The sequence below is a fragment of the Photobacterium sp. GSS17 genome, assembly GCF_028621875.1.
In the GTDB taxonomy this organism is placed as follows: Bacteria; Pseudomonadota; Gammaproteobacteria; order Enterobacterales; family Vibrionaceae; genus Photobacterium; species Photobacterium ganghwense.
In genome coordinates this window covers 2,856,395-2,879,524 of record NZ_CP117517.1, presented here as the reverse complement: position 1 = coordinate 2,879,524, position 23,130 = coordinate 2,856,395, and the positions used below count along the sequence as shown (strand labels likewise).

Genomic DNA, 23,130 nt, shown 5'->3' with positions numbered 1-23,130 from the left:
TAATCCCGCCTCACTGACACGGAGCGCGGCGAGATAAGCCAGCGACGTGAAAGAAAAGTTCTTTAACAATTTGACCATGCAATCTGTGTGGGCACTCGTGAACTGATAGTCAAAAAGATTTATCGATGAACTGAGTGACCAATTCAAAATGACTTCGGTTATTTTGGCACAGTCAATTTAATTCAGTATTCATCGAGCCAAAACTTTAATTGAAGAGTTTGATCATGGCTCAGATTGAACGCTGGCGGCAGGCCTAACACATGCAAGTCGAGCGGCAGCGACAACATTGACCCTTCGGGCGATTTGTTGGGCGGCGAGCGGCGGACGGGTGAGTAATGCCTGGGAACATGCCTTAGTGTGGGGGATAACCATTGGAAACGATGGCTAATACCGCATAATCTCTACGGAGCAAAGAGGGGGACCTTCGGGCCTCTCGCGCTAAGATTGGCCCAGGTGGGATTAGCTAGTAGGTGGGGTAACGGCTCACCTAGGCGACGATCCCTAGCTGGTCTGAGAGGATGATCAGCCACACTGGAACTGAGACACGGTCCAGACTCCTACGGGAGGCAGCAGTGGGGAATATTGCACAATGGGGGAAACCCTGATGCAGCCATGCCGCGTGTGTGAAGAAGGCCTTCGGGTTGTAAAGCACTTTCAGCAGTGAGGAAGGCGGTATCGTTAATAGCGGTATTGTTTGACGTTAGCTGCAGAAGAAGCACCGGCTAACTCCGTGCCAGCAGCCGCGGTAATACGGAGGGTGCGAGCGTTAATCGGAATTACTGGGCGTAAAGCGCATGCAGGCGGCTTGTTAAGCCAGATGTGAAAGCCCGGGGCTCAACCTCGGAATCGCATTTGGAACTGGCAGGCTAGAGTCTTGTAGAGGGGGGTAGAATTTCAGGTGTAGCGGTGAAATGCGTAGAGATCTGAAGGAATACCGGTGGCGAAGGCGGCCCCCTGGACAAAGACTGACGCTCAGATGCGAAAGCGTGGGGAGCAAACAGGATTAGATACCCTGGTAGTCCACGCCGTAAACGATGTCTACTTGGAGGTTGGTGTCTTGAACACTGGCTTTCGGAGCTAACGCGTTAAGTAGACCGCCTGGGGAGTACGGTCGCAAGATTAAAACTCAAATGAATTGACGGGGGCCCGCACAAGCGGTGGAGCATGTGGTTTAATTCGATGCAACGCGAAGAACCTTACCTACTCTTGACATCCAGAGAACTTAGCAGAGATGCTTTGGTGCCTTCGGGAACTCTGAGACAGGTGCTGCATGGCTGTCGTCAGCTCGTGTTGTGAAATGTTGGGTTAAGTCCCGCAACGAGCGCAACCCTTATCCTTGTTTGCCAGCACTTCGGGTGGGAACTCCAGGGAGACTGCCGGTGATAAACCGGAGGAAGGTGGGGACGACGTCAAGTCATCATGGCCCTTACGAGTAGGGCTACACACGTGCTACAATGGCATATACAGAGGGCAGCAAGACCGCGAGGTGGAGCGAATCCCACAAAGTATGTCGTAGTCCGGATTGGAGTCTGCAACTCGACTCCATGAAGTCGGAATCGCTAGTAATCGTGGATCAGAATGCCACGGTGAATACGTTCCCGGGCCTTGTACACACCGCCCGTCACACCATGGGAGTGGGCTGCACCAGAAGTAGATAGCTTAACCTTCGGGAGGGCGTTTACCACGGTGTGGTTCATGACTGGGGTGAAGTCGTAACAAGGTAGCCCTAGGGGAACCTGGGGCTGGATCACCTCCTTACCTAAAGACTGCGCTTTGCGTAGTGTCCACACAGATTGCTTGGTTAAAATGTGAAGAGCGAAACGATGCTGGGTCTGTAGCTCAGGTGGTTAGAGCGCACCCCTGATAAGGGTGAGGTCGGTGGTTCAAGTCCACTCAGACCCACCACTTCCTGCCCAAAGGAAGCTGGTGAGGCATCGGAAACGTTGGGGCTATAGCTCAGCTGGGAGAGCGCCTGCCTTGCACGCAGGAGGTCAGCAGTTCGATCCTGCTTAGCTCCACCACTCTTTAAGGGTTTTCCCTGAGAATCTTTAAACAGTGGTGTTATCTCGTTGGAGATAACGACACATGCTCTTTAACAATCTGGAAAGCTGACTAGTAATTCGATTCATACGAATCGAAATTATTGTTTCTCGAAAGAGAAACGAGTTCTCAAGCAATACACATTCAAGTGTCTTGTGTAAGAAGAGTCCGGCAAAACAAACTAACCATCTTAACTCAGATGGAAAAACCTTGGTTGTTTGAACATACGAAACCTCTTGGGGTTGTATGGTTAAGTGACTAAGCGTACACGGTGGATGCCTGGGCAGTCAGAGGCGATGAAGGACGTACTAACTTGCGATAAGCGTAGATGAGGCAGTAAGAGCCACTTGAGTCTACGATTTCCGAATGGGGAAACCCAGCTGCATAAGCAGTTATCATCAAGTGAATACATAGCTTGATGAGGCGAACCGGGGGAACTGAAACATCTAAGTACCCCGAGGAAGAGAAATCAACCGAGATTCCGGCAGTAGCGGCGAGCGAAACCGGATTAGCCCTTAAGCGCTTTAGGTGTCAGGCGAATGAGCTGGAAAGCTCAGCGATACAGGGTGACAGCCCCGTAGCCGACAACACATTTGGCGTGAAAACGAGTAGGACGGGACACGTGTTATCTTGTCTGAAGATGGGGGGACCATCCTCCAAGGCTAAATACTCCTGACTGACCGATAGTGAACCAGTACCGTGAGGGAAAGGCGAAAAGAACCCCTGTGAGGGGAGTGAAATAGAACCTGAAACCGTGTACGTACAAGCAGTAGGAGCAGGCTTTGTCCTGTGACTGCGTACCTTTTGTATAATGGGTCAGCGACTTAATTTCAGTAGCAAGGTTAACCGTATAGGGGAGCCGTAGGGAAACCGAGTCTTAACTGGGCGTGCAGTTGCTGGGATTAGACCCGAAACCGAGTGATCTAGCCATGGGCAGGTTGAAGGTGCGGTAACACGCACTGGAGGACCGAACCGACTAATGTTGAAAAATTAGCGGATGACTTGTGGCTAGGGGTGAAAGGCCAATCAAACTCGGAGATAGCTGGTTCTCCCCGAAAGCTATTTAGGTAGCGCCTCGGACGAATACTACTGGGGGTAGAGCACTGTTAAGGCTAGGGGGTCATCCCGACTTACCAACCCTTTGCAAACTCCGAATACCAGTAAGTACTATCCGGGAGACACACGGCGGGTGCTAACGTCCGTCGTGGAGAGGGAAACAACCCAGACCGCCAGCTAAGGTCCCAAAGTTATCGCTAAGTGGGAAACGATGTGGGAAGGCTCAGACAGCCAGGATGTTGGCTTAGAAGCAGCCATCATTTAAAGAAAGCGTAATAGCTCACTGGTCGAGTCGGCCTGCGCGGAAGATTTAACGGGGCTAAGCGATACACCGAAGCTGCGGCAATGCGCATTAGCGTATTGGGTAGGGGAGCGTTCTGTAAGCCGCTGAAGGTGTCCTGTAAGGGGCGCTGGAGGTATCAGAAGTGCGAATGCTGACATGAGTAACGATAAAGGGGGTGAAAAACCTCCTCGCCGGAAGACCAAGGGTTCCTGTCCAACGTTAATCGGGGCAGGGTGAGTCGACCCCTAAGGCGAGGCCGAAAGGCGTAGTCGATGGGAAACGGGTTAATATTCCCGTACTTCTTGCTATTGCGATGGGGGGACGGAGAAGGCTAGGTGGGCCTGGCGACGGTTGTCCAGGTTCAAGGGTGTAGGCTGATGGTTTAGGCAAATCCGGACCATCTCAAGGCTGAGACCCGATGTCGAGGCACCACGGTGCTGAAGTCATTGATGCCATGCTTCCGGGAAAAGCCTCTAAGCTTCAGATAGCAAGAAATCGTACCCCAAACCGACACAGGTGGTCGGGTAGAGAATACCAAGGCGCTTGAGAGAACTCGGGTGAAGGAACTAGGCAAAATGGTACCGTAACTTCGGGAGAAGGTACGCTGCCGGCGGTGAAGAGACTTGCTCTTGGAGCTGCTGGCAGTCGCAGATACCAGGTGGCTGCAACTGTTTATTAAAAACACAGCACTGTGCAAAATCGAAAGATGACGTATACGGTGTGACGCCTGCCCGGTGCCGGAAGGTTAATTGATGGGGTTATCCTTAGGGAGAAGCTCTTGATCGAAGCCCCGGTAAACGGCGGCCGTAACTATAACGGTCCTAAGGTAGCGAAATTCCTTGTCGGGTAAGTTCCGACCTGCACGAATGGCGTAATGATGGCCACGCTGTCTCCACCCGAGACTCAGTGAAATTGAAATCGCAGTGAAGATGCTGCGTACCCGCGGCTAGACGGAAAGACCCCGTGAACCTTTACTACAGCTTGGCACTGAACATTGACCCTACATGTGTAGGATAGGTGGGAGGCTTCGAAGCAGGTACGCCAGTATCTGTGGAGCCGTCCTTGAAATACCACCCTTGTAGTGTTGATGTTCTAACGTCGCCCCCTTATCGGGGGTGCGGACAGTGCCTGGTGGGTAGTTTGACTGGGGCGGTCTCCTCCCAAAGCGTAACGGAGGAGCACGAAGGTGGGCTAATCACGGTCGGACATCGTGAGGTTAGTGCAATGGCATAAGCCCGCTTGACTGCGAGAATGACGGTTCGAGCAGGTGCGAAAGCAGGTCATAGTGATCCGGTGGTTCTGAATGGAAGGGCCATCGCTCAACGGATAAAAGGTACTCCGGGGATAACAGGCTGATACCGCCCAAGAGTTCATATCGACGGCGGTGTTTGGCACCTCGATGTCGGCTCATCACATCCTGGGGCTGAAGTCGGTCCCAAGGGTATGGCTGTTCGCCATTTAAAGTGGTACGCGAGCTGGGTTTAGAACGTCGTGAGACAGTTCGGTCCCTATCTGCCGTGGGCGTTGGATGATTGAGAGGGGCTGCTCCTAGTACGAGAGGACCGGAGTGGACGAACCTCTGGTGTTCGGGTTGTGTCGCCAGACGCATTGCCCGGTAGCTAAGTTCGGAATCGATAACCGCTGAAAGCATCTAAGCGGGAAGCGAGCCTCAAGATGAGTCATCCCCAGAGCTTTAAGCTCTCTGAAGGGTTGTTCGAGACTAGAACGTTGATAGGCAGGGTGTGTAAGCGCTGTGAGGCGTTGAGCTAACCTGTACTAATTGCCCGTGCGGCTTAACCATACAACACCCAAGGGGTTTTACGGACTCCACGAGCACTTGAATGATGTGCTTGAACTTTAGTCAGTTTTTTCCAAGATTGTGATTTGCGGCCTGCGGGCGGTGAATCAAAGAATTTGCCTGGCGACCATAGCGCTGTGGACCCACCTGATCCCATGCCGAACTCAGACGTGAAACGCAGCAGCGCCGATGGTAGTGTGGGGTCTCCCCATGTGAGAGTAGGACATCGCCAGGCACCCAATTTAGGGTAGCGTTCTGAACAAACGTTAATCCTGAGTGGAGCGGTAGTTCAGTTGGTTAGAATACCGGCCTGTCACGCCGGGGGTCGCGGGTTCGAGTCCCGTCCGCTCCGCCACTTATTTGAAGGGTTCGCCCTTCGGTCGAATGAGTCCCGCTGGATAGCCAGCCCGGCCGTTCCGCCACTTATTCAGACAAAGTTAAGTCTTAAAAATAACTACAGGGGTGTAGCTCCAATTGGCAGAGCAGCGGATTCCAAATCCGCGTGTTGGGAGTTCGAATCTCTCCACCCCTGCCACTATCTAAGCCTCAGCAGAAATGCTGGGGCTTTTTTGCATTTTTACCTCCTAGGAAAGAGCCGCCGATTCTCCTGAAATTAATAAACAGTGCGTATTGGAAGCTGGATTCGCCAGCCAGGCCTAATCTCTTCACTCCTGCCATTTTCGAAGCCTTAGACAAGGCGCCCCCGAAGAAATGCTAGTGCTTTTTTCGTTTCTAGCTTTATGGAAAGAGCCGCCGATTCCCTTGAAATTAATAAACAGTGCATATTGGAAGCTGGAGCACCAGCCCGGTCTAATCTCTCCACCCCTGCCACTTTCGAAGCCTCAGACAAGGCGTCCCCGAAGACATGCTGGGGATTTTTTGCATTTTACCTCCTAGGAAAAAAGAGCCGCCGATTCTCCTGTAATTAATAAACAGTGTGTATTGGATGCTGGATCGCCAGCCCGGATTAACCTCTCCCCCTACCACTTCCGAAGCCTCAGACTAGGCATCCCCGAAAAAATGCTGGGGATCTGATTCGTTGGTGCTTACCACTCTTGCCTAAATAATGCCGTGTCTTAAGGAGGCTGCGTCTCAATGAAGCATACACCTCGAAGATCGTGATTTTCCCCAACTGAGATATAAAGATGTGATGATAAAAGTCAGTGTTATGACTGGCTGATGGCTAACCTAACCCTCAAAATTGTAAGGTTTTCTTTAAAAGTGAGAGATCTCGTGACGGATAGAAGCCAAATTGGTGAAAAGAAAAGGCATAGACTTTTGCTGAATCGCACGGCAAACTTGGCGCTTTTAATGAGCACATTATGAGTGGTGGTTCGAGGTTTGATACTTCTCTGACAGTAGGTGAGTAGCTTAAACTGTCAGAAAACACCGCTTGAAGGGAGACGCTATGCCACACCTACGATTCAGAGCCGTTGAGTTTGATCACGTAAAATCGTTGTCGACCAAGCTGGTTGATGAACTGGAGCCTTTAATGGTGTGCCCTCGTGAAGATTTTACGCTGGAGCATATTTCTACCACGTTCATTTTTGACGGGGAAGTGTCTGATGCTTATCCGTTTGTCGAAGTACTGTGGTTTGACCGGGGCCAGGATGTTCAGGATAAAGTTGCTCAAAGTATTACCGCTGCGGTGCGGGCTGAACTTGAAGATCCGGAACTGGATGTTGCGGTGATTTTTACGGTGCTGACACCGTCGGCGTATTATGACAACGGCAGTCATTATTGAGTTATCAACGGCCTTTGGGCCGTTTTCCTTTCGGGGCTGAAGTCGTTTTTAGGTAGGGTCAATGTCACGCTATACCAAGGTTGTTGCAGGATTAGGTGCGGTCGCAGGAGCGTTGGGGATCAGTGCCTTCAACTGGTCATTTGATGTTTCGGATGTTCCGGAGGTCAGTGCAAATGTGCTGGCTCCGCAATTTTCGTATAGCTGCGTTCATAGTGAAGTGGCTCTGCCTTTGGATCAGCAGGGGGAATTCTCTGTATCGGTCTGGAATATCTATAAACAGCAGAAAGAAAACTGGCGTGAGGCGTTGGCGCAATTCTCTGCGCACAGTCAGCTGGTGCTTTTGCAGGAAGCCAGCCTGACGCCCGGCTTGAAAGATTATCTGGATGACACCGAATGGAAAGTCCGGATGGCCAATGCGTTCAAGTTTTTGAATACCCCGGCTGGCGTAATGAACCTTTCCAGTGTCAATGCCAAGACGACCTGCGCCTATCTGGCTATGGAGCCCTGGCTGCGTCTGCCGAAATCTGCATTATTGTCTGAGTTTGTGCTGTCGGATGGACAGACATTGGCTGTGGTGAACCTGCACGGGGTGAATTTCGCGCTTGGGCTTGAAGAGTACAAAGAGCAATTCAATACCTTAAAGAAGGTGCTGGACAAGCACATTGGCCCAATCATTCTGGCGGGAGATTTTAATACCTGGCGTCAGGCTCGGGTTGAGGTGGTAGAGCATTTTGCGCAAAGTTTGGGTCTGAAAGACGTGGTGCTTGAGCGGGATCGTCGAATCAAGGTGTTCGGTAAGCCATTGGATCATCTGTATTATCGCGGGGTTCGTCTGGTAAATGCAGAGGCACCCGTAACGGATGCCTCAGATCACAATCCGATCATTGCCAGATTCAGGCTGCAATAATCAGCAATGGCCAGATCAGCAGTGTCATTAGCCAAGGCAGGGCGGCAACAATAATGCATTTAGCCCGGTCGTAATCGGTCCAGGCACTGACAACGGCATAGCTCAGTGCAATATACCAAGGCATCAGTAACGGTATCGTCGTGGTAAATGGCGACCATGGGCTGTTGAGAGGGAGTTTCAGCAGGCCATTAAGGCTATTCAGATCCGCTGCATTCGGCAGAATCTGGCTGGTGTTAAAGACAGCATTCAGGTAACTGGCTAAATCACCAATGACAGCCGGTAACATGATAAAGCAGGCCGCGGCCAACCATTTGCCGAAGCTGTGGGTATAAGTGCTGCTTTTGGTTGACAGGTTCAGCCACAGAGCCAGCACAAACAGCGCTGCGGTACGGCCAATCACATCACTGAATACTTCACCAGCCAGCAGTACTTCTTTACTGAGCCAGGCTTCCTGGACTTCTTGTTCCACATTACCGAGCTGAGACATCAGCGTTTGCTGCAGCCAGGGCAGATCCACATGATTAAAGTACGCTCCCCAGAAGAAAAACGGGCCGAGAATAATCAGCAGATACGGTACAAACGCCCACTTTGGACGTTCGTGGATGGCTGCAAAGCATTCAATTGGTGAGCGGAATGCATCCACAACGGCAATAAACGGATTGGATGACGGTGTCATGCACTTACCTTAGTGACATCAATGTACAGTTTCAGTTTTTGTCCCGGCTTCAGGTATTTTTGACTGCCGATTTGATTCCATTTCACTACATCAGCTACTTTCACATTGTAGCGTTTAGCAATGGTGCTCAGGTTATCGCCAGACTGCACTTCATAATAGACGGTTCGCAAAGCATTGCTGGTGTCTTTGTCTTTCCACAAGGTGAGCTTTTGTCCGATACGCAGCGGTTTGCGCTGGGTAATATCATTCCATTTCTGGATATCTTTCACCGAGACATTATTGCTGCGTGCAATACTCCACAGGCTGTCACCAGAGCGGACGGTGTAGCTGGTGCGATAGCCGTTTCCGTGGGTCGCCTGGTTTTTCCGGGCCAGACTTACCGCCGGAGCGTCCGGCCCCTGTGAGGCAACCGGAATCAGCAGGTGGCGACCAACTCGGATATTGGTACCGGTCATGTTGTTGGCACGTTGAATCTGTTTAGTCGTGGTTCGGTGTTTTTTGGCGAGCGCACTCAGGCTGTCACCGGATTTAACCTGGTAACGAATGACCTTCATGCCACGACGACCATTTTTGGCAAATGTGGTGTTGAATCCATCAACTTTATTAATCGGAAGCAGGAGGTGACTTGGGCCATCTGGAGCGGTTGCCCAGTGGTTGTAGCCGGGATTAAGGCTTTGCAGTGTTTCTACACTGACACCGGCAAAGGATGCCGCCATCGCCAAGTCCATCTGAGTGCCAGGTTTTACCAGTTTCACCGCCGGTTTATTAGCGATTACCGGAATGTCGAGACCGTATTTTTCGTGATTACGGATCACATCGGCGACAGCCAGCAGTTTCGGTACGTAGCCACTGGTTTCTTCAGGCAGATTCAGCGACCAGAAATCCGTAGGCTTGCCTGCAGCCTGGTTTTGGCTGATGGCTCGGAAAACCCGGCCTTCGCCAGTATTGTAGGCTGCCAGAGCATGAAGCCAGTTCCCATCGAATTTGCGGTTCAGGTACGTCAGTAAGTCCAGAGCCGCACGGGTTGATTCCACCACGTCACGGCGGCCGTCATACCACCAGTCCTGTTTTAGTCCGAAGGTGCGTCCTGTCGGCTGAGTGATCTGCCACAGCCCGGCCGCATGCCCGTGTGAGTAGGCAAACTGATCGAAAGAGCTTTCTACGATAGGGAGTAACGCGAGTTCCAGAGGGAGGTTACGTTTTTCAATTTCTTCGGTGATCAGGTACAGGAAGGGCTCGGCACGTTGTGCGACAACTTGAAGGTGACCCGGGTAGCGGCGGTACCAGTTGCGGTAGTAATTAACGCGTTGGTTTTCAGGTATCTCGAGAGACATCTGCATACTGATCCGCTTCCAGACATCGTCTTGTTCCTGCGGTGTCACGGTCACGACTGGCGGGACATTCTGCGGCGTTGCCTTTATTGTTGGTTTGGTAGCAACCTGGGCCGCAGACGGGTTAAGGGGGGTTGTGTTTGTCGTTTCTTCTACTGTATCTGTCGTTTTAGTAATTTGGCAACCAGCCAGTAATAGCGCACTTGCCAAAAAAATTCGGGATTTCATGTGTCCAGCCCATAGCCAAAATAGCTGGAAATGATACTTGTCCTACCACCTCAGTGACAAGTGACAGATGTCAAAATTCGTCCTTCCAACGACGCAGCGCGGCAAAGGTTTCAACATCGCTGTTGCCCGTCGCTTTGTTTGCAACGGATTTTTTGATGCTTGGCTGATCGCAGCGCAGGAAAGGATTAATCAGTTTTTCCTGTTTCAGAGTGCTCGGAATCGTGCTGATTCCCTGGGCACGCAAGCGGCTGACTTCTTCGCGGTAACGTTGCAGATGGGGGTTATCCTGCTCGGCTACCAGGGCAAAGGCCAGGTTGCTGCTGGTGTATTCGTGGGCGCAGTAGACTTCTGTTTCGTCCGGTAAGGCGGCCAGTTTTTGCAGGGAATGGAACATTTGCTCTGGCGTGCCTTCGAACAGGCGGCCACATCCAGCCGAAAACAGCGTGTCACCGCAAAACAGTTTGCCGTCTCCGACATAGGCGACATGACCGGCAGTGTGCCCCGGTACACCCAGGACCATAAAGCGTTCACCGAAAATTTCGACCTGATCCCCGTCTTCAACCGAACGGGAAATTGCCGGAATGGGCTCGTCAGCCGGTGCAACTATGTTTATATTTGGATAACGACGCTTCAACTCGCTAAGACCACCGACGTGGTCGTGGTGGTGGTGGGTGATCAGAATGGCATCCAGATGCATTTGTTCTTCTTCCAGCACCTTGAGAACCGGAGCGGCCTCGCCGGGATCAACCACTACACAATGGTTATCCGGACTGTGAATCAGCCAGATGTAATTATCATTGAATGCAGGTATGCTTTTTACTGTCAGCATGATGTTGTTCTCCGGCCTGTTTCTGTTTTGTTGAGCATGGATTGAGTTTGGTGTCGCTTATGAAGCCAGCCCGCATATTAAAACACATCGATCCACCCCATACCTGGTCGCAGGTCGTTAATGGCGAATGGGCCGCTGAGTTGCTTCAGGCCCAGCTGGACGAATGGTGGCCTAAGTTGTTTGGCTACCACATGTTGAAGCTGGGCGGGCTAAGTTGTGAATTAGCCAGTGGCCATTGTAACATCCAGCACCAAATTTGCATCGACAAGTTCAATCCACTGCATAACGTCGTGGCTGACCCGTTTGCATTACCATTTGTCGAAAAAGCCTTTGACGTTTGCCTGATTGCCCATCAGCTTGATTATTGCTCGGATCCTCACCGTTTGCTGCGAGAAATCGACAGAGTGACCATGGATGACGGTTATCTGCTGCTCAGTGGCACGAACCCAATCAGCGTGGTGGGGCTGCGGGTATTATTGCCCTGGAATCGCAAGCGTTATCCCTGGAAGGGGAGAATGTTTATGCCGATGCGGATCAAAGACTGGCTGAGTGTGCTGAATTACGAAGTGGTTTTTCATGAAAACTTTGCCATTTTACCGGCCACTCATCATCAGGCTTGCTCTGCCTGGATGGAGGGGATGTTATCTGAAAGCTGCGCCGGTATCGGCAGCATGTATCTGATTGTGGCTCGTAAGCGTACTGTGCCCCTCAAACCGATTAAGCCGACCTGGAAAGTGCGACGGCAGTTGGCACCGTTGGGGATGAACTGTCGAACGAAGGCCAGTTCAAAGCGGCAGTGTTAACAATAACACGGCACTACCCAAAAACACCGATTTCCAAATTAACAGAGGCGGCCCGATTGCCGCCTTATATCCGCTTAGGGTCAGGAGGCTTGGTACCCGGTGTCTTCCTGAGTCGGGGCATTGGCCGCGGTACGAGCCAGTTCGTCACAACGTTCATTCTCAGGGTGACCCGCGTGACCTTTCACCCAGTGCCAGTTCACGTGATGGCGTTGGGTCTCGGTATCCAGCCGTTGCCATAAATCGGCGTTTTTCACTGGTTTTTTGTCAGCGGTTTTCCAGCCGCGCTTTTTCCAGTTGTGGATCCACTGGGTAATGCCTTGTCTTACGTACTGACTGTCTGTCGTCAGGTCTACCTTGCAAGGTTCTTTCAGAGAGGCCAGGCCAACAATGGCGGCCAGCAGTTCCATCCGGTTATTGGTGGTCATGAAAAAGCCTTCGCTAAGCTCTTTTTCATGCTGTTTATAACGTAAAACCGTGCCGTAACCGCCGGGCCCCGGATTGCCGAGGCAAGATCCATCCGTGAAAATTTCTACCTGCTTGGTCATATTTGGTAGTATTCGTCTTAGTTGAAAACTTTAGTCTGACACAATCGCTGCTATGAAAGCCACTAATGAACGCATAATCGTCTTTGATACCGAAACAACCGGTATGAATATGACCGGTCCTCACTATGAAGGGCACCGTATTGTAGAAATCGGTGCCGTGGAGATCATTAACCGTAAACTGACCGGGAACAGTTTCCATGTTTATATCCGGCCGGATCGTAATATCGATGTGGAAGCCATTGATGTTCACGGTATTACGGATGAATTTTTGCGCGACAAACCGACTTACGCTGACATCCATGATGAATTCATGGAGTTTATTCGTGGCGCCGAGCTGGTTGCCCACAACGCGCCCTTCGATATCGGCTTTATGGACTATGAGTTCAGCAAGCTGGATGCGTCGATAGGAAAAACGACCGATTTCTGTAAGGTCACCGATACCCTGGACATGGCCAAGCGCCTATTTCCGGGGAAACGGAACAACCTTGATGTGCTCTGCTCGCGCTACGGGATAGACAACTCGCACCGTACGCTACACGGGGCCTTGCTCGATGCCGAGATTCTGGCTGATGTCTACCTGATGATGACAGGTGGCCAGACGTCGCTGGCGCTGAATGCCGGGGGCGAAGAAAGTGATGCTGGTACCGAAAATGAAATCCGACGCTTGGCGTCCGGGCGAAAAGCGCTAAAGGTTATTCGAGCATCTGCCGATGAATTATCTGCGCATGAGCAGCGTCTGGATATCATAGGTAAAAAAGCCGACGTTATGTGGCGTCTATAAGAGGTACAATGAAGCGATTATCTTGGCTAATTGGATTATTGCCGGTGTTGTCGTGGGCAAGCGACGATGCGGCTATGTCATGGCTGGATAACCGCTTCCGCGTTGACCCGACCATCAAGCAGGTCTCATTTGTGGTCAAACGTGAACAGAGTAGCCATTCGGTTGTACTGGTTCGCCCTGACGGGCAAAAATATTATGCCTGGCGCCATCCGGATAATGTGTCCTGGTACGAAGAACCCGGCATGGATATCATCTCCATTGAAAACCCGATGCCCGGCCCCTGGCAGGCTGTCGGTAAAGTCACGCCTACCAATCAGGTAAAAGTGCTGTCAGATCTGCAGTTGCAGGTTGCCACGTTACCTTCCCGTCTTTATCAGTCGGAAACCCTCAAATTTACGGCACGCTTAACCCAGAATGGCCAGCCATTGACGATGCGGGACTTTCTGGATCGGGTGAAGTTATCGGTGGTGTTCTACGAATACATTGAGAATGTCGAGTCGCTGCCGAAAGAATCCCAGCCGTCGCCAATTCCGTTAGGGGAGTTTGCTGACGATGGCTTAGGCTTTGACGAGGTGCCGGGAGATGGCGTGTTTACGGTGGCATTACCGGTGGAATTGCAGCCGGGGAAATACCGGGTTAGCCTGAGCTCTGGCAATGGCATCTTCTTACGGACGGTTGAGCAGGAAGTACTGGTTTATCCACCACCACTGCGCGCCAGCTTTATTCAGGGGCGTGGGCGGCATGAGTATCACCAAATTGTGGTGGATGCCGAGGAAGGTGCCATCAAGCCGGGATCGCTTGCCGCTCATATCGAGCAGGTCAGCTTTGACGGTACCCGGACTATCAGCCAGCAGGCGGCGTTAAGCGATGAGGTTGATCTGAAGGTCTGGCTGCCAAACGGAAAAAAACCGGGGCGTTATACCTGGTCTGGCTGGCTTTATGCGACGGATAACTTCAATAACCGTGAACTGATTTTTAAACTGCCGGAGAGCCATTTTGCCGTGATGGCTGAACTTCAGCTGGATCGCAACCTGGAGTCATTCCGGGAGCAGCAGGAAGCTAAAGCCAAGCAGGCTGAAATTGCTCAGATGGAAGCGGAACGTGAAGCGGCGCGCAGTAAAGCGTGGAAGATGATTGCCGCAGCAAACCTGGGCGTGATCGGACTGGTGGCGTTGCTGGTGGTGCTATGGCGCAAATGGCGAGCCAAGAAAGCCGTGAATGATGCGGGGCTGGATATTCCTGAAGCCTGAGGGCTGCCCCCGACAGATGGAGTCGCGCAAGCAGAACAAAGAAAAGGGAAGCCACTGGCTTCCCTTTTTTCGTCAGGGTTCCCCCCTAACTGACGTTTTTGTCTGTAGCAGATGGTTTAGGCCGCAATTTCTTTTGGCGAAGCCTGGTAAGCCTTCGCTGCCAGATCGCGCGGGTCGAAGTCATCAACATTGATGGTTTCGAGACGGCCGGCTTCAGCACGGCGCAGTAACTCTGCTTCTTCCGCGTTAATCACCTTCAGCTCCAGACCGGTATCTGCGACTTTATCCAGCTGCATGAAAGGCATTTTCTTGCCAGCGGCCTGACAGACGCGATCATAGATCGGCTCTGCCGCCAGAATGTCTTTCAGTGCTCGCTCGATTTTGCCGACCGCGGAATTCTCGGTGTCTTCCAGGAACTGGTTCCGGCCGATACGGTTACGGCTGTCACATGGCGTTTGCAGAATACGGGCAACCTGGTGGTCCAGTTTGTCAGAAGGACGCACTCGGCTCATTCCCAGCGGGAACACAATGGCACGCAGTACGGCTGCAATCGGACGATTCGGGAAATTACGCAGGAATTCATCCAGCGCTTCCTGAGTCTGGTACATGGCGTCCTGCAGACCCCAGTGCAGCAGCGGCAGGTCGTCTTTCTGGTAGCCCTCATCCTGGTAACGCTTCAGGGTGGCAGAAGCCAGGTAAAGCTGACTCAGCACATCGCCCAGACGGGCAGAGAGGCGCTCTTTACGTTTCAGCGAGCCACCCAGTACGGCCATCGACATATCCGCCAGAAGCGCCAGGTTGGCACTGTAGCGGTTGATTTGCTGATAGTAACGTTTGGTTTCATCTTTACGCGGTGACTTTGAGCCACGGCCGTCGCTCAGACCCAGCCAGAAAGATCGAACCAGGTTACTGATCACGAAGCCCACATGACCGAACAGTGCGCCGTCAAACTCATTCAGGGCTTTTTCGGCGTTGTCATTGTAAGCGGCATTCATTTCTTCCAGTACGTAAGGATGGCAGCGGATCGCCCCCTGACCGAAGATGATCATCGAACGGGTCAGAATGTTGGCCCCTTCAACGGTCACGGCAATCGGAGCACCCTGATAACCGCGAGCCAGGAAGTTACTTGGCCCCATACAGATACCTTTACCGCCCACGATATCCATTGCATCGATAACGCCACGCTGGCTGCGGTGAGTACAGTGATACTTCACGATGGCAGAGATCACGGATGGTTTCTCACCCAAATCAATCCCGGCAACAGTCAGGCTGCTGGCCGCATCCAGCACGTAAGCATTACCGCCAATCCGTGCCAGTGGCTCTTCAATCCCTTCCATTTTACCGATTGGCAGTTTGAACTGGCGACGAATACGGGCGTACGCCCCGGTTGCCAGCGCCGCGCTTTTCAGTCCGCCGGTTGAGTTCGACGGCAGCGTGATACCACGGCCGACTGACAGGCACTCAACCAGCATACGCCAGCCTTGACCCGCCATGTCCTGACCACCGATGATGAAATCAATCGGCACGAACACTTTATCGCCCTGAGTCGGACCGTTCTGGAACGGAACGTTCAGTGGGAAGTGGCGACGGCCAATCTCTACACCGTCAATATCTGTTGGGATCAGGGCACAGGTAATACCGAGATCCTCCTGATCACCCAGCAGGTGCTCAGGGTCATAGAGTTTGAAGGCCAGACCCAGAACGGTGGCGACCGGTGCCAGCGTGATGTAGCGCTTGTTCCAGGTCAGCTCCATCCCCAGCACTTCCTCTCCCTGCCAGTGACCTTTTTTCACAATACCGAAATCAGGTATTGACCCGGCATCAGACCCGGCTTCCGGGCTGGTCAGAGCAAAACAGGGAATTTCTTTACCTTCAGCCAGACGCGGCAGGTAGTAATCTTTTTGATCCTGGGTGCCGTAATGTTGCAGCAACTCACCGGGACCCAGAGAGTTTGGGACGCCAACGGTTGACGACAGCACGCCGGAGACACCGGTCAGCTTCTGCAGAACCAGCGATTGCGCGTAAGCGGAAAACTCCAGACCACCGTATTCTTTTTTGATGATCATGGCGAAAAATTTATGATCTTTCAGGTACTGCCACACTTCCGGCGGTAGATCTGCCAGCTCATGAGTAACCTGAAAATCGTTCACCATGCGGCACACTTCGTTGACCGGACCGTCGAGAAATGCTTTTTCTTCCGGGCTCAGACGCGGAGCCGGGATGTCATGTAGCTTGTCCCAGTTCGGTGCGCCACGGAACAGATCGGCTTCCCACCAGACCGTCCCGGCATCGATCGCTTCTTTTTCCGTGCGCGACATTTCCGGCATTACGCCTTTGAAAGCTTTCAGTGCAGGGCGGCTGAGCAGGGAACGACGCAGCGTAGTCATGTTTAACGGTACGGCAACCAGCAGGAACAGCAACCAGCTGTACTGACCGACGATATCCAGCAGGGTTCCCAGAATAAGGGCTGCGGCGATCGCGATAGTAAAGGTTTTCAGGTTGGCGCGGTGGTATGCGAGTACACCGGTCAGACCGAGCAGCCCTAGCAGGTACACAAGTGTTACCATGTTCAATCTCCTTATATGGGCGTTTCATTATTATTGTAGCGGGTACGTTTTTATTAAGGTAAGAGGTCTTACCACTTGTGATAAGTGTAATTTGATTTTTAATGAAATGTAAAATGTTTTTCTGTTCTGAAATTGACCGGTTACGTAAAGATGTCTTGTCAGCCCTTGCAGAGCCTCGGTTTGATCAAGATCAGTCCGGGGCAAATTACGGCTTGAGAAAATTCCTCATACAATTAACATATGGTGATGTTGATCACGTATTTGCTCGTTTTTTCTCCGCTAGAGCGGGTAAACTATGAGCAGGGCATGCCTGCCAGAGGCGGGATTTGCCCAAATGTTGCCTTTCCCGAATTCCGACTGACATCTACTTGCCGGGTCCCTATCTCGGGATGACAGCTTCTCGTTTTCTTATCTAGATCTGAACCAGACTCCCCATGAGTGTGGTTTTTTGCGTTTCCGTTTAGTCTGCAAGGGGTTAACCGTGTTGGTATTTAATGCGATGAAACAGGCCTGGCGGGAAGGATTCTCCTTCTCGACCTTACGTTCAGATGTCATAGCCGGTATCACGGTCGGGGTGGTGGCGATCCCGTTGGGGATGGCGTTGGCGATTGCCGTTGGCGTACCGCCGCAGCACGGCCTGTACACTGTTATCGTCGCGGGGTTACTGGCGGCATTGCTGGGGGGCTCTCGTTTTAATATCACCGGCCCGACGGCCGCGTTTGTGGTGATTCTGCTGCCGATCACGCAGCAATACGGGCTGTCAGGGTTGATGCTGGCTACATTGATGTCCGGGGTGATCCTGCTGCTGATGGGGCTGTTGCGGCTTGGTCAGCTGGTGGCGTATGTGCCTTATCCGGTGACAACCGGCTTTACGGCGGGTATCGGTCTGACGATTGCCTTCTTGCAGCTGAAAGATCTGCTTGGCCTGACCGTAGCAACCAATCCGATCCACTTTCCGGAAAAAGTTGTTGCTTATGCCAGTGCAATGCCTTCCATTAACCTGGCCGATGCCCTGGTAGGCGGGTTGACCATCGCTGCCTTTATCCTGTGGGCGAAGCTCAAAACGAAAGTGCCTGCGCATGTGGTGGCGCTGTTGACTGGTACTGTGGTGGCATTGATTGTTAATGCGTCAGGGCAGGGCCACGTTGGCCTGCTGGGCGAAAAATTCCAGTACCAGATTGGTGATTTGATCGGGCAGGGGATTCCGCAGGTGCTGCCGCAACTGGTGTTGCCTTGGCAGGAAGGCCAGTTCAGCTGGTCGCTGGTGGTGGAACTGCTACCAGCCGCGTTCACCATTGCCATGCTGGGTTGTATTGAATCGCTGCTGTGTGCGGTTGTCGCGGATGGGATGACCGGCACCAAGCATAATCCGAACTCTGAGCTGGTCGGCCAGGGGCTGGCAAACATGGTGGTTCCGTTCTTTGGCGGGATTCCGGCCACTGCCGCCATTGCCCGTACCGCGACGAACATTCGCGCCGGGGCATTTTCGCCTATTTCAGCCATTGTGCATGCCTTGTTTGTCCTGGCTGCGATGATCGCGCTGGCGCCGGCGCTGTCGTTTGTGCCGATGAGTGCCCTGGCCGGTCTGCTGATCATGGTCGCCTGGAACATGTCTGAAGCACCCCATTTTGTGCATACGCTCAAGGTGGCGCCTCGCCGCGATATTGCGGTGCTGATGACCTGCTTCACCCTGACGGTTGTGTTTGACATGGTTGTCGCAGTGGTCGTCGGGCTGCTGCTGGCGGGTTTGCTGTTTATTCAGCGTATAGCCTCGCTGACCACCGTCGAAAAAGTGGGAAGTACTCACTCACACCTGAATTTTGGGGAAGATGTGGTGGTGTATGACATTAACGGCCCGCTGTTTTTTGCCGCCAGTGAGAAAGCGTTGTCAGTGATTGAACGGGCGGCGCCTGAGACCCGTGCGGTGGTGATGGATTTGAGCGATGTGACCACCATTGATATCACCGCGATTCACGCGTTGGAATATGCCCTTGAGCGAGTGCGTGACTACCCTGTGTACCTGTTGGGTGTGGCACCGCATATCGAGCAAAAGCTGACCTCGGCCGGTGTGCTGGCGCTGGAAAATGTGGCGCTCTACCACAGCACAGAGTCATTACGTGAGCATTTGGCGAGTCAGACTCACAATGTTCTGGGTCAGGAGTCGACACCTCCGGCGGTTTCTTTGTACACTGCAAGCTAAGGCCATGTATCTGCGGGGCATCATGCCCCGCTTTTAGTATGTGAATAACCAGAGTAGAGCCTATGTACCAAGATATTATCCGCGCAGAGTTGACAGAAGCGGCCGAAGTGCTGAACCGCTTTCTGAGCGACGAGAAGAACATTGCTGATATCGAAGCTGCAGCCAAGCTGCTGGCCGAATCATTCAAACAGGGCGGTAAGGTACTGTCATGCGGTAACGGTGGATCCCACTGTGATGCCATGCATTTTGCGGAAGAGCTGACAGGGCGATACCGTGAAAACCGTCCGGGTTATCCCGGCATTGCGATTTCTGATCCCAGCCATCTGTCCTGTGTCAGTAACGACTTCGGCTATGAACATGTGTTCTCGCGCTACCTTGAAGCGGTGGGAATGAAAGGGGATGTCCTGTTCGGGCTGTCAACGTCCGGCAACTCCGGCAACATCCTGAAAGCCATTGACGCGGCGAAAGCCAAAGGCATGAAAGTGATCGCCCTGACCGGCAAAGACGGCGGCAAGATGGCCGGACTGGCGGATGTGGAGATCCGTGTCCCACATTTTGGCTATGCTGATCGTATCCAGGAAGTGCATATCAAGATTATCCACATCCTGATCATGCTGATTGAAAAAGAGATGGCGGCATAACACCACTTGGTGTCTGAGCGATTTAGGACATAGCGGAAGATGTGTGAACTCCTTGGCATGAGTGCCAATGTACCGACTGACATTTGTTTTAGCTTTACCGGCCTGATGCAGCGGGGCGGTAAAACCGGCCCGCACCGTGATGGCTGGGGAATCACCTTTTACGAAGGAAAGGGATTCCGTACGTTTAAAGATCCGTCTCCGAGCTTTGACTCGCGTATTGCTGAGTTGGTTCAGAACTATCCGATTAAGAGCTGCGCGGTGGTCAGCCATATTCGGCAGGCTAACCGGGGCGGGGTGAATCTGGAAAATACTCATCCGTTCACGCGGGAACTTTGGGGGCAGTACTGGACGTTCGCCCACAACGGACAACTGACCGGTTATGATCAGCTGGAAACCGGACGGTTCAAGCCGGTTGGCGAAACGGACAGTGAAAAAGCGTTCTGCTGGCTGCTCAATCAGCTGGATGCCCGGTTTCCGGAAATCCCGCAGGATTGTGATGCGATGTTTGCGCTGGTGGCCGAATGTTGTGACACCCTGAGACAACTGGGGGTTTACAATATGCTGCTGAGTAATGGTGAGTATGTACTGACTTATTGCAGCAATAACCTGCACTGGATTACCCGACGTGCACCGTTCGGTAAGGCGTCACTGATAGATGAAGATGTGACGATTGATTTCCAGCAGGAAACCACCCCGAATGATGTGGTGACGGTGATTGCGACCCAGCCGCTGACCAATGATGAGCGTTGGCACAAAATGGGCGTAGGGGAATTCAGTGTGTTCCACCTGGGTGAGCCGGTTTACAGCCGGGTATTAGAGTCTGATACCTCCGGCGAGAAGAAAAAATAAAAAACGCGACCATGGGTCGCGTTTTTTATTTTGGAACACAGAGAAAAGGGATTAAATGTTACTCAGTCCTCTGCCGCGTAACCGTTCGCTGGCAGGATATCCCCTTCAAACACCGCATTGTTTCCTTGCATAGTGACTCGCTGCTGTAAGCACCAGTTGGCAACAACCGGATAGATACGGTGCTCTTGCTGCTGTACGCGTGCCATGACATCCTCGGCGGTATCATCCTCGAAAATCGGCACTTTGGCTTGCAGGATCACCGGGCCACCATCAAGCTCTTCCGTGACGAAGTGCACGCTGGTGCCATGTTCGGTATCACCGGCATCAATGGCTCTCTGGTGAGTGTTCAACCCGGTGTACTTTGGCAGCAGGGAAGGGTGAATATTGATCATTCGCCCCTGATAGTGACGAACGAACTCGGCACTCAGAATCCGCATGAAGCCAGCCAGAATGATCAGATCCGGTGAGAACTGATCAATGTTGTCGGCCATAGCCCGGTCAAAGGCTTCACGATCGGTGTAATCACCGGCAGCCAGGTGCAGCGTATCAATACCTGCCTGATGAGCCCGTTCCAACCCGTATGCATCCGCTTTGTTCGAGATAACGGCCGCTATGCGCGCGTTCTCAATGATGCCTGACTCGCAGGCATCAATAATGGCTTGCAGGTTGGAGCCGTTACCGGAGATCAGAACGACAATATTTTTCATACGATTACAGGATCTCCACCTGTGCTTCGTTAGCGCCGGCTTCAGCAATGTGACCCAGTAGCCAGGCGTTTTCACCTTCTGCGTTTAAAATGGCAATCGCTTGTTCAGCCTGAGCTTGTGGCAGCGCAATCACTAGACCCACGCCGCAGTTGAAAGTGCGGTACATTTCGTAGGTTTCGACATTACCGGCTTGCTGCAGCCAGTTGAACACGGCTGGCCATTCCCAGCTGTTACCGTCAACCACAGCTTTGGTCCCTTGCGGCAGAACGCGAGGGATATTTTCCCAGAAACCGCCGCCTGTGATGTGAGAAATCGCGTGAACATCGCAGCTTTCCATCATCTTCAGAGTCGATTTCACATAAATTTTTGTTGGCTCCAGCAGGTGGTCAGCCAGAGGTTTGCCTTCCAGATCCTGGCTCAGGTCGGCGGCAGACACTTCAATGATTTTACGAATCAGTGAGAAGCCGTTAGAGTGAGGGCCGCTTGAGGCAACCGCAATCAGGGCATCGCCGGCTTGTACTTTACTGCCGTCGATAATCTCTTCTTTTTCCACCACACCCACGCAGAAGCCTGCTACATCGTAGTCTTCGCCGTGGTACATGCCCGGCATTTCAGCCGTTTCACCGCCGATCAACGCACAACCAGACTGCACACACCCTTCACCGATACCGGCAACAACCTGAGCGGCAGTGTCGACATCCAGTTTGCCTGTTGCGTAGTAGTCCAGGAAGAACAGCGGTTCAGCGCCCTGTACAATCAGGTCGTTGACACACATGGCCACCAGATCAATCCCGATCGTGTCATGTTTGTTCAGATCCATTGCCAGACGCAGCTTGGTACCCACACCGTCTGTACCGGACACCAGCACTGGCTCCTTATACTTAGTCGGCAACGCACACAACGCACCAAATCCGCCGATACCGCCCATCACTTCAGGACGGTGGGTGCGTTTTACCACCCCTTTAATACGATCAACTAATGCATTACCTGCATCGATATCAACACCAGCATCTTTGTAACTAAGAGAAGAGTTATTGCCGCTCACAGGAGGTCCCTCAACGTATTAAAGTAAAAAAGCGGGGGTATGATAACAGCACTCAGGGCGGAAAGGAAAACGTTTGCGTCAAATATTGTGAGAGGGTATTTCCTGACCAAACGCAAGGCTAGCCCCTACCAGAACCGTATTGGTCTAGTGTATAATAGTGCGATTTTTTGAAATTTTGTTAGCTTAGGAGTCAGAAATGAAAGTCGTTGAGGTAAAACACCCACTGGTAAAACATAAGATTGGTCTTATGCGCGAAGGTGACATCAGCACTAAGCGTTTCCGTGAGCTAGCAACAGAAGTCGGCAGCCTGCTGACTTACGAAGCGACGGCAGACTTCGAAACAGAAAAAGTGACTATTGAGGGCTGGAACGGTCCCGTTGAAGTTGACCAGATCAAAGGCAAGAAAGTTACCGTTGTGCCAATTCTGCGTGCCGGTCTGGGTATGATGGATGGCGTGCTGGAGCACATGCCAAGTGCTCGTATTTCAACCGTCGGGATTTACCGCGACGAGGAAACGCTGGAACCTGTTCCTTACTTCCACAAACTGGCTTCTAACATTGATGAGCGTATGGCGCTGGTCGTTGACCCAATGCTGGCAACAGGTGGCTCAATGATCGCGACGATCGACCTGCTGAAAGAGCACGGCTGTAAATCCATTAAAGTGCTGGTACTGGTTGCGGCGCCGGAAGGCATTGCGGCGCTGGAAAAAGCTCACCCGGACGTTGAGCTGTACACGGCAGCTATCGATGAGAAACTGAATGACAAAGGCTACATCGTTCCTGGTCTGGGCGATGCTGGTGACAAGATCTTCGGTACGAAGTAATTGTCAGACGGAGAATTCAGAAAAAGC

16 protein-coding genes, 4 tRNA genes and 3 rRNA genes are annotated in these 23,130 nt (G+C 52.4%); 16 read left to right on the top strand and 7 right to left on the bottom strand.

The genetic code is table 11. The annotated features are described in order from the left end of the window. The first annotated feature begins 206 nt into the window (after nucleotides 1-206). The 9 genes from PGW97_RS12970 (at nucleotide 207) to PGW97_RS12930 (ending at nucleotide 7,828) form a co-directional block, all read left to right on the top strand. Nucleotides 207-1,758 (top strand): 16S ribosomal RNA (locus tag PGW97_RS12970). A 70-nt stretch (nucleotides 1,759-1,828) separates the two neighbouring features. Next, nucleotides 1,829-1,905 (top strand) — tRNA-Ile (locus PGW97_RS12965). Nucleotides 1,906-1,945: 40 nt separating this feature from the next. Then, nucleotides 1,946-2,021: transfer RNA gene (locus tag PGW97_RS12960), tRNA-Ala, on the top strand. Nucleotides 2,022-2,288: 267 nt separating this feature from the next. Then, nucleotides 2,289-5,180 (top strand): 23S ribosomal RNA (locus PGW97_RS12955). Between the two features lie 116 nt (nucleotides 5,181-5,296). Then, nucleotides 5,297-5,412, top strand: a 5S ribosomal RNA gene (rrf, locus tag PGW97_RS12950). Together the 16S, 23S and 5S rRNA genes with 4 tRNA genes alongside form the textbook arrangement of a ribosomal RNA operon. Nucleotides 5,413-5,455: 43 nt before the next feature. After that, a tRNA-Asp gene (locus PGW97_RS12945) sits at nucleotides 5,456-5,532 on the top strand. A gap of 103 nt (nucleotides 5,533-5,635) precedes the next feature. Then, a tRNA-Trp gene (locus PGW97_RS12940) sits at nucleotides 5,636-5,712 on the top strand. A gap of 873 nt (nucleotides 5,713-6,585) precedes the next feature. Next, a complete protein-coding gene (locus PGW97_RS12935; protein ID WP_273857465.1) occupies nucleotides 6,586-6,921 on the top strand; it encodes a DUF1904 domain-containing protein in 336 nt (111 codons plus the stop codon). Nucleotides 6,922-6,982: 61 nt separating this feature from the next. Further along, nucleotides 6,983-7,828 carry an endonuclease/exonuclease/phosphatase family protein gene (locus tag PGW97_RS12930; RefSeq protein ID WP_273857464.1) on the top strand — a complete coding sequence of 282 codons (846 nt, stop codon included), beginning with the start codon at nucleotides 6,983-6,985 and terminating at the stop codon, nucleotides 7,826-7,828. Here the strand turns inward: PGW97_RS12930 and PGW97_RS12925 are convergent. The 3 genes from PGW97_RS12925 to gloB all read right to left on the bottom strand — a co-directional run bounded on the left by PGW97_RS12925 (nucleotide 7,815) and on the right by gloB (nucleotide 10,892). After that, nucleotides 7,815-8,504, bottom strand: a complete 690-nt coding sequence (locus PGW97_RS12925) for a YIP1 family protein (RefSeq protein WP_273857463.1) — start codon at nucleotides 8,502-8,504, stop codon at nucleotides 7,815-7,817. The genes PGW97_RS12930 and PGW97_RS12925 overlap by 14 nt on opposite strands. After that, a complete protein-coding gene (locus PGW97_RS12920) occupies nucleotides 8,501-10,063 on the bottom strand; it encodes a lytic transglycosylase (RefSeq protein ID WP_273857462.1) in 1,563 nt (520 codons plus the stop codon). The genes PGW97_RS12925 and PGW97_RS12920 overlap by 4 nt, the downstream gene beginning before the upstream one ends. A 70-nt stretch (nucleotides 10,064-10,133) precedes the next feature. Then, a complete protein-coding gene (gene gloB, locus PGW97_RS12915) occupies nucleotides 10,134-10,892 on the bottom strand; it encodes a hydroxyacylglutathione hydrolase (protein WP_273857461.1) in 759 nt (252 codons plus the stop codon). A 59-nt stretch (nucleotides 10,893-10,951) separates the two neighbouring features. Between gloB and PGW97_RS12910 the strand changes: the two genes are divergently transcribed. Beyond that, the gene (locus PGW97_RS12910) at nucleotides 10,952-11,695 is read left to right on the top strand and encodes a methyltransferase domain-containing protein (RefSeq protein ID WP_273857460.1); all 744 of its coding nucleotides are present in this window, start codon (nucleotides 10,952-10,954) and stop codon (nucleotides 11,693-11,695) included. A gap of 80 nt (nucleotides 11,696-11,775) precedes the next feature. On the opposite strand, the gene rnhA is transcribed toward PGW97_RS12910, so the two are convergent. Further along, a complete protein-coding gene (gene rnhA / locus PGW97_RS12905; protein WP_047886812.1) occupies nucleotides 11,776-12,240 on the bottom strand; it encodes a ribonuclease HI in 465 nt (154 codons plus the stop codon). Between the two features lie 52 nt (nucleotides 12,241-12,292). On the opposite strand from rnhA, the gene dnaQ reads away from it, so the two are divergent. Beyond that, the gene (gene dnaQ / locus PGW97_RS12900; RefSeq protein ID WP_273857459.1) at nucleotides 12,293-13,021 is read left to right on the top strand and encodes a DNA polymerase III subunit epsilon; all 729 of its coding nucleotides are present in this window, start codon (nucleotides 12,293-12,295) and stop codon (nucleotides 13,019-13,021) included. A gap of 8 nt (nucleotides 13,022-13,029) precedes the next feature. Then, a complete protein-coding gene (locus tag PGW97_RS12895) occupies nucleotides 13,030-14,271 on the top strand; it encodes a TIGR03503 family protein (protein ID WP_273857458.1) in 1,242 nt (413 codons plus the stop codon). A 116-nt stretch (nucleotides 14,272-14,387) separates the two neighbouring features. Here the strand turns inward: PGW97_RS12895 and fadE are convergent, their stop codons facing one another. Further along, nucleotides 14,388-16,838: an acyl-CoA dehydrogenase FadE gene (fadE, locus tag PGW97_RS12890; RefSeq protein WP_273857457.1), complete on the bottom strand. Its 2,451-nt coding sequence runs from the start codon at nucleotides 16,836-16,838 to the stop codon at nucleotides 14,388-14,390. Nucleotides 16,839-17,319: 481 nt separating this feature from the next. Between fadE and dauA the strand changes: the two genes are divergently transcribed. The 3 genes from dauA (at nucleotide 17,320) to PGW97_RS12875 (ending at nucleotide 20,528) form a co-directional block, all read left to right on the top strand. Then, on the top strand, nucleotides 17,320-19,038 hold the full coding sequence (gene dauA, locus PGW97_RS12885) for a C4-dicarboxylic acid transporter DauA (RefSeq protein WP_207103489.1): 1,719 nt from the start codon (nucleotides 17,320-17,322) through the stop codon (nucleotides 19,036-19,038). A gap of 62 nt (nucleotides 19,039-19,100) precedes the next feature. Beyond that, nucleotides 19,101-19,679 carry a D-sedoheptulose 7-phosphate isomerase gene (lpcA, locus tag PGW97_RS12880; protein WP_047886806.1) on the top strand — a complete coding sequence of 193 codons (579 nt, stop codon included), beginning with the start codon at nucleotides 19,101-19,103 and terminating at the stop codon, nucleotides 19,677-19,679. Nucleotides 19,680-19,718: 39 nt separating this feature from the next. Next, complete coding sequence (locus tag PGW97_RS12875) at nucleotides 19,719-20,528, top strand: class II glutamine amidotransferase (protein WP_047886805.1); 810 nt, start codon at nucleotides 19,719-19,721, stop codon at nucleotides 20,526-20,528. Between the two features lie 62 nt (nucleotides 20,529-20,590). Here the strand turns inward: PGW97_RS12875 and purN are convergent, their stop codons facing one another. Next, nucleotides 20,591-21,235, bottom strand: coding sequence for a phosphoribosylglycinamide formyltransferase (gene purN / locus PGW97_RS12870; protein ID WP_217391837.1), 645 nt, complete (start codon nucleotides 21,233-21,235; stop codon nucleotides 20,591-20,593). 4 nt (nucleotides 21,236-21,239) lie between these two features. Further along, nucleotides 21,240-22,280, bottom strand: a complete 1,041-nt coding sequence (purM, locus tag PGW97_RS12865; protein WP_047886803.1) for a phosphoribosylformylglycinamidine cyclo-ligase — start codon at nucleotides 22,278-22,280, stop codon at nucleotides 21,240-21,242. A gap of 196 nt (nucleotides 22,281-22,476) precedes the next feature. Here purM and upp point away from each other — a divergent pair, with 196 nt between their 5' ends. Beyond that, nucleotides 22,477-23,103, top strand: coding sequence for a uracil phosphoribosyltransferase (gene upp / locus PGW97_RS12860; protein ID WP_047886802.1), 627 nt, complete (start codon nucleotides 22,477-22,479; stop codon nucleotides 23,101-23,103). Nucleotides 23,104-23,130: the final 27 nt, after the last annotated feature.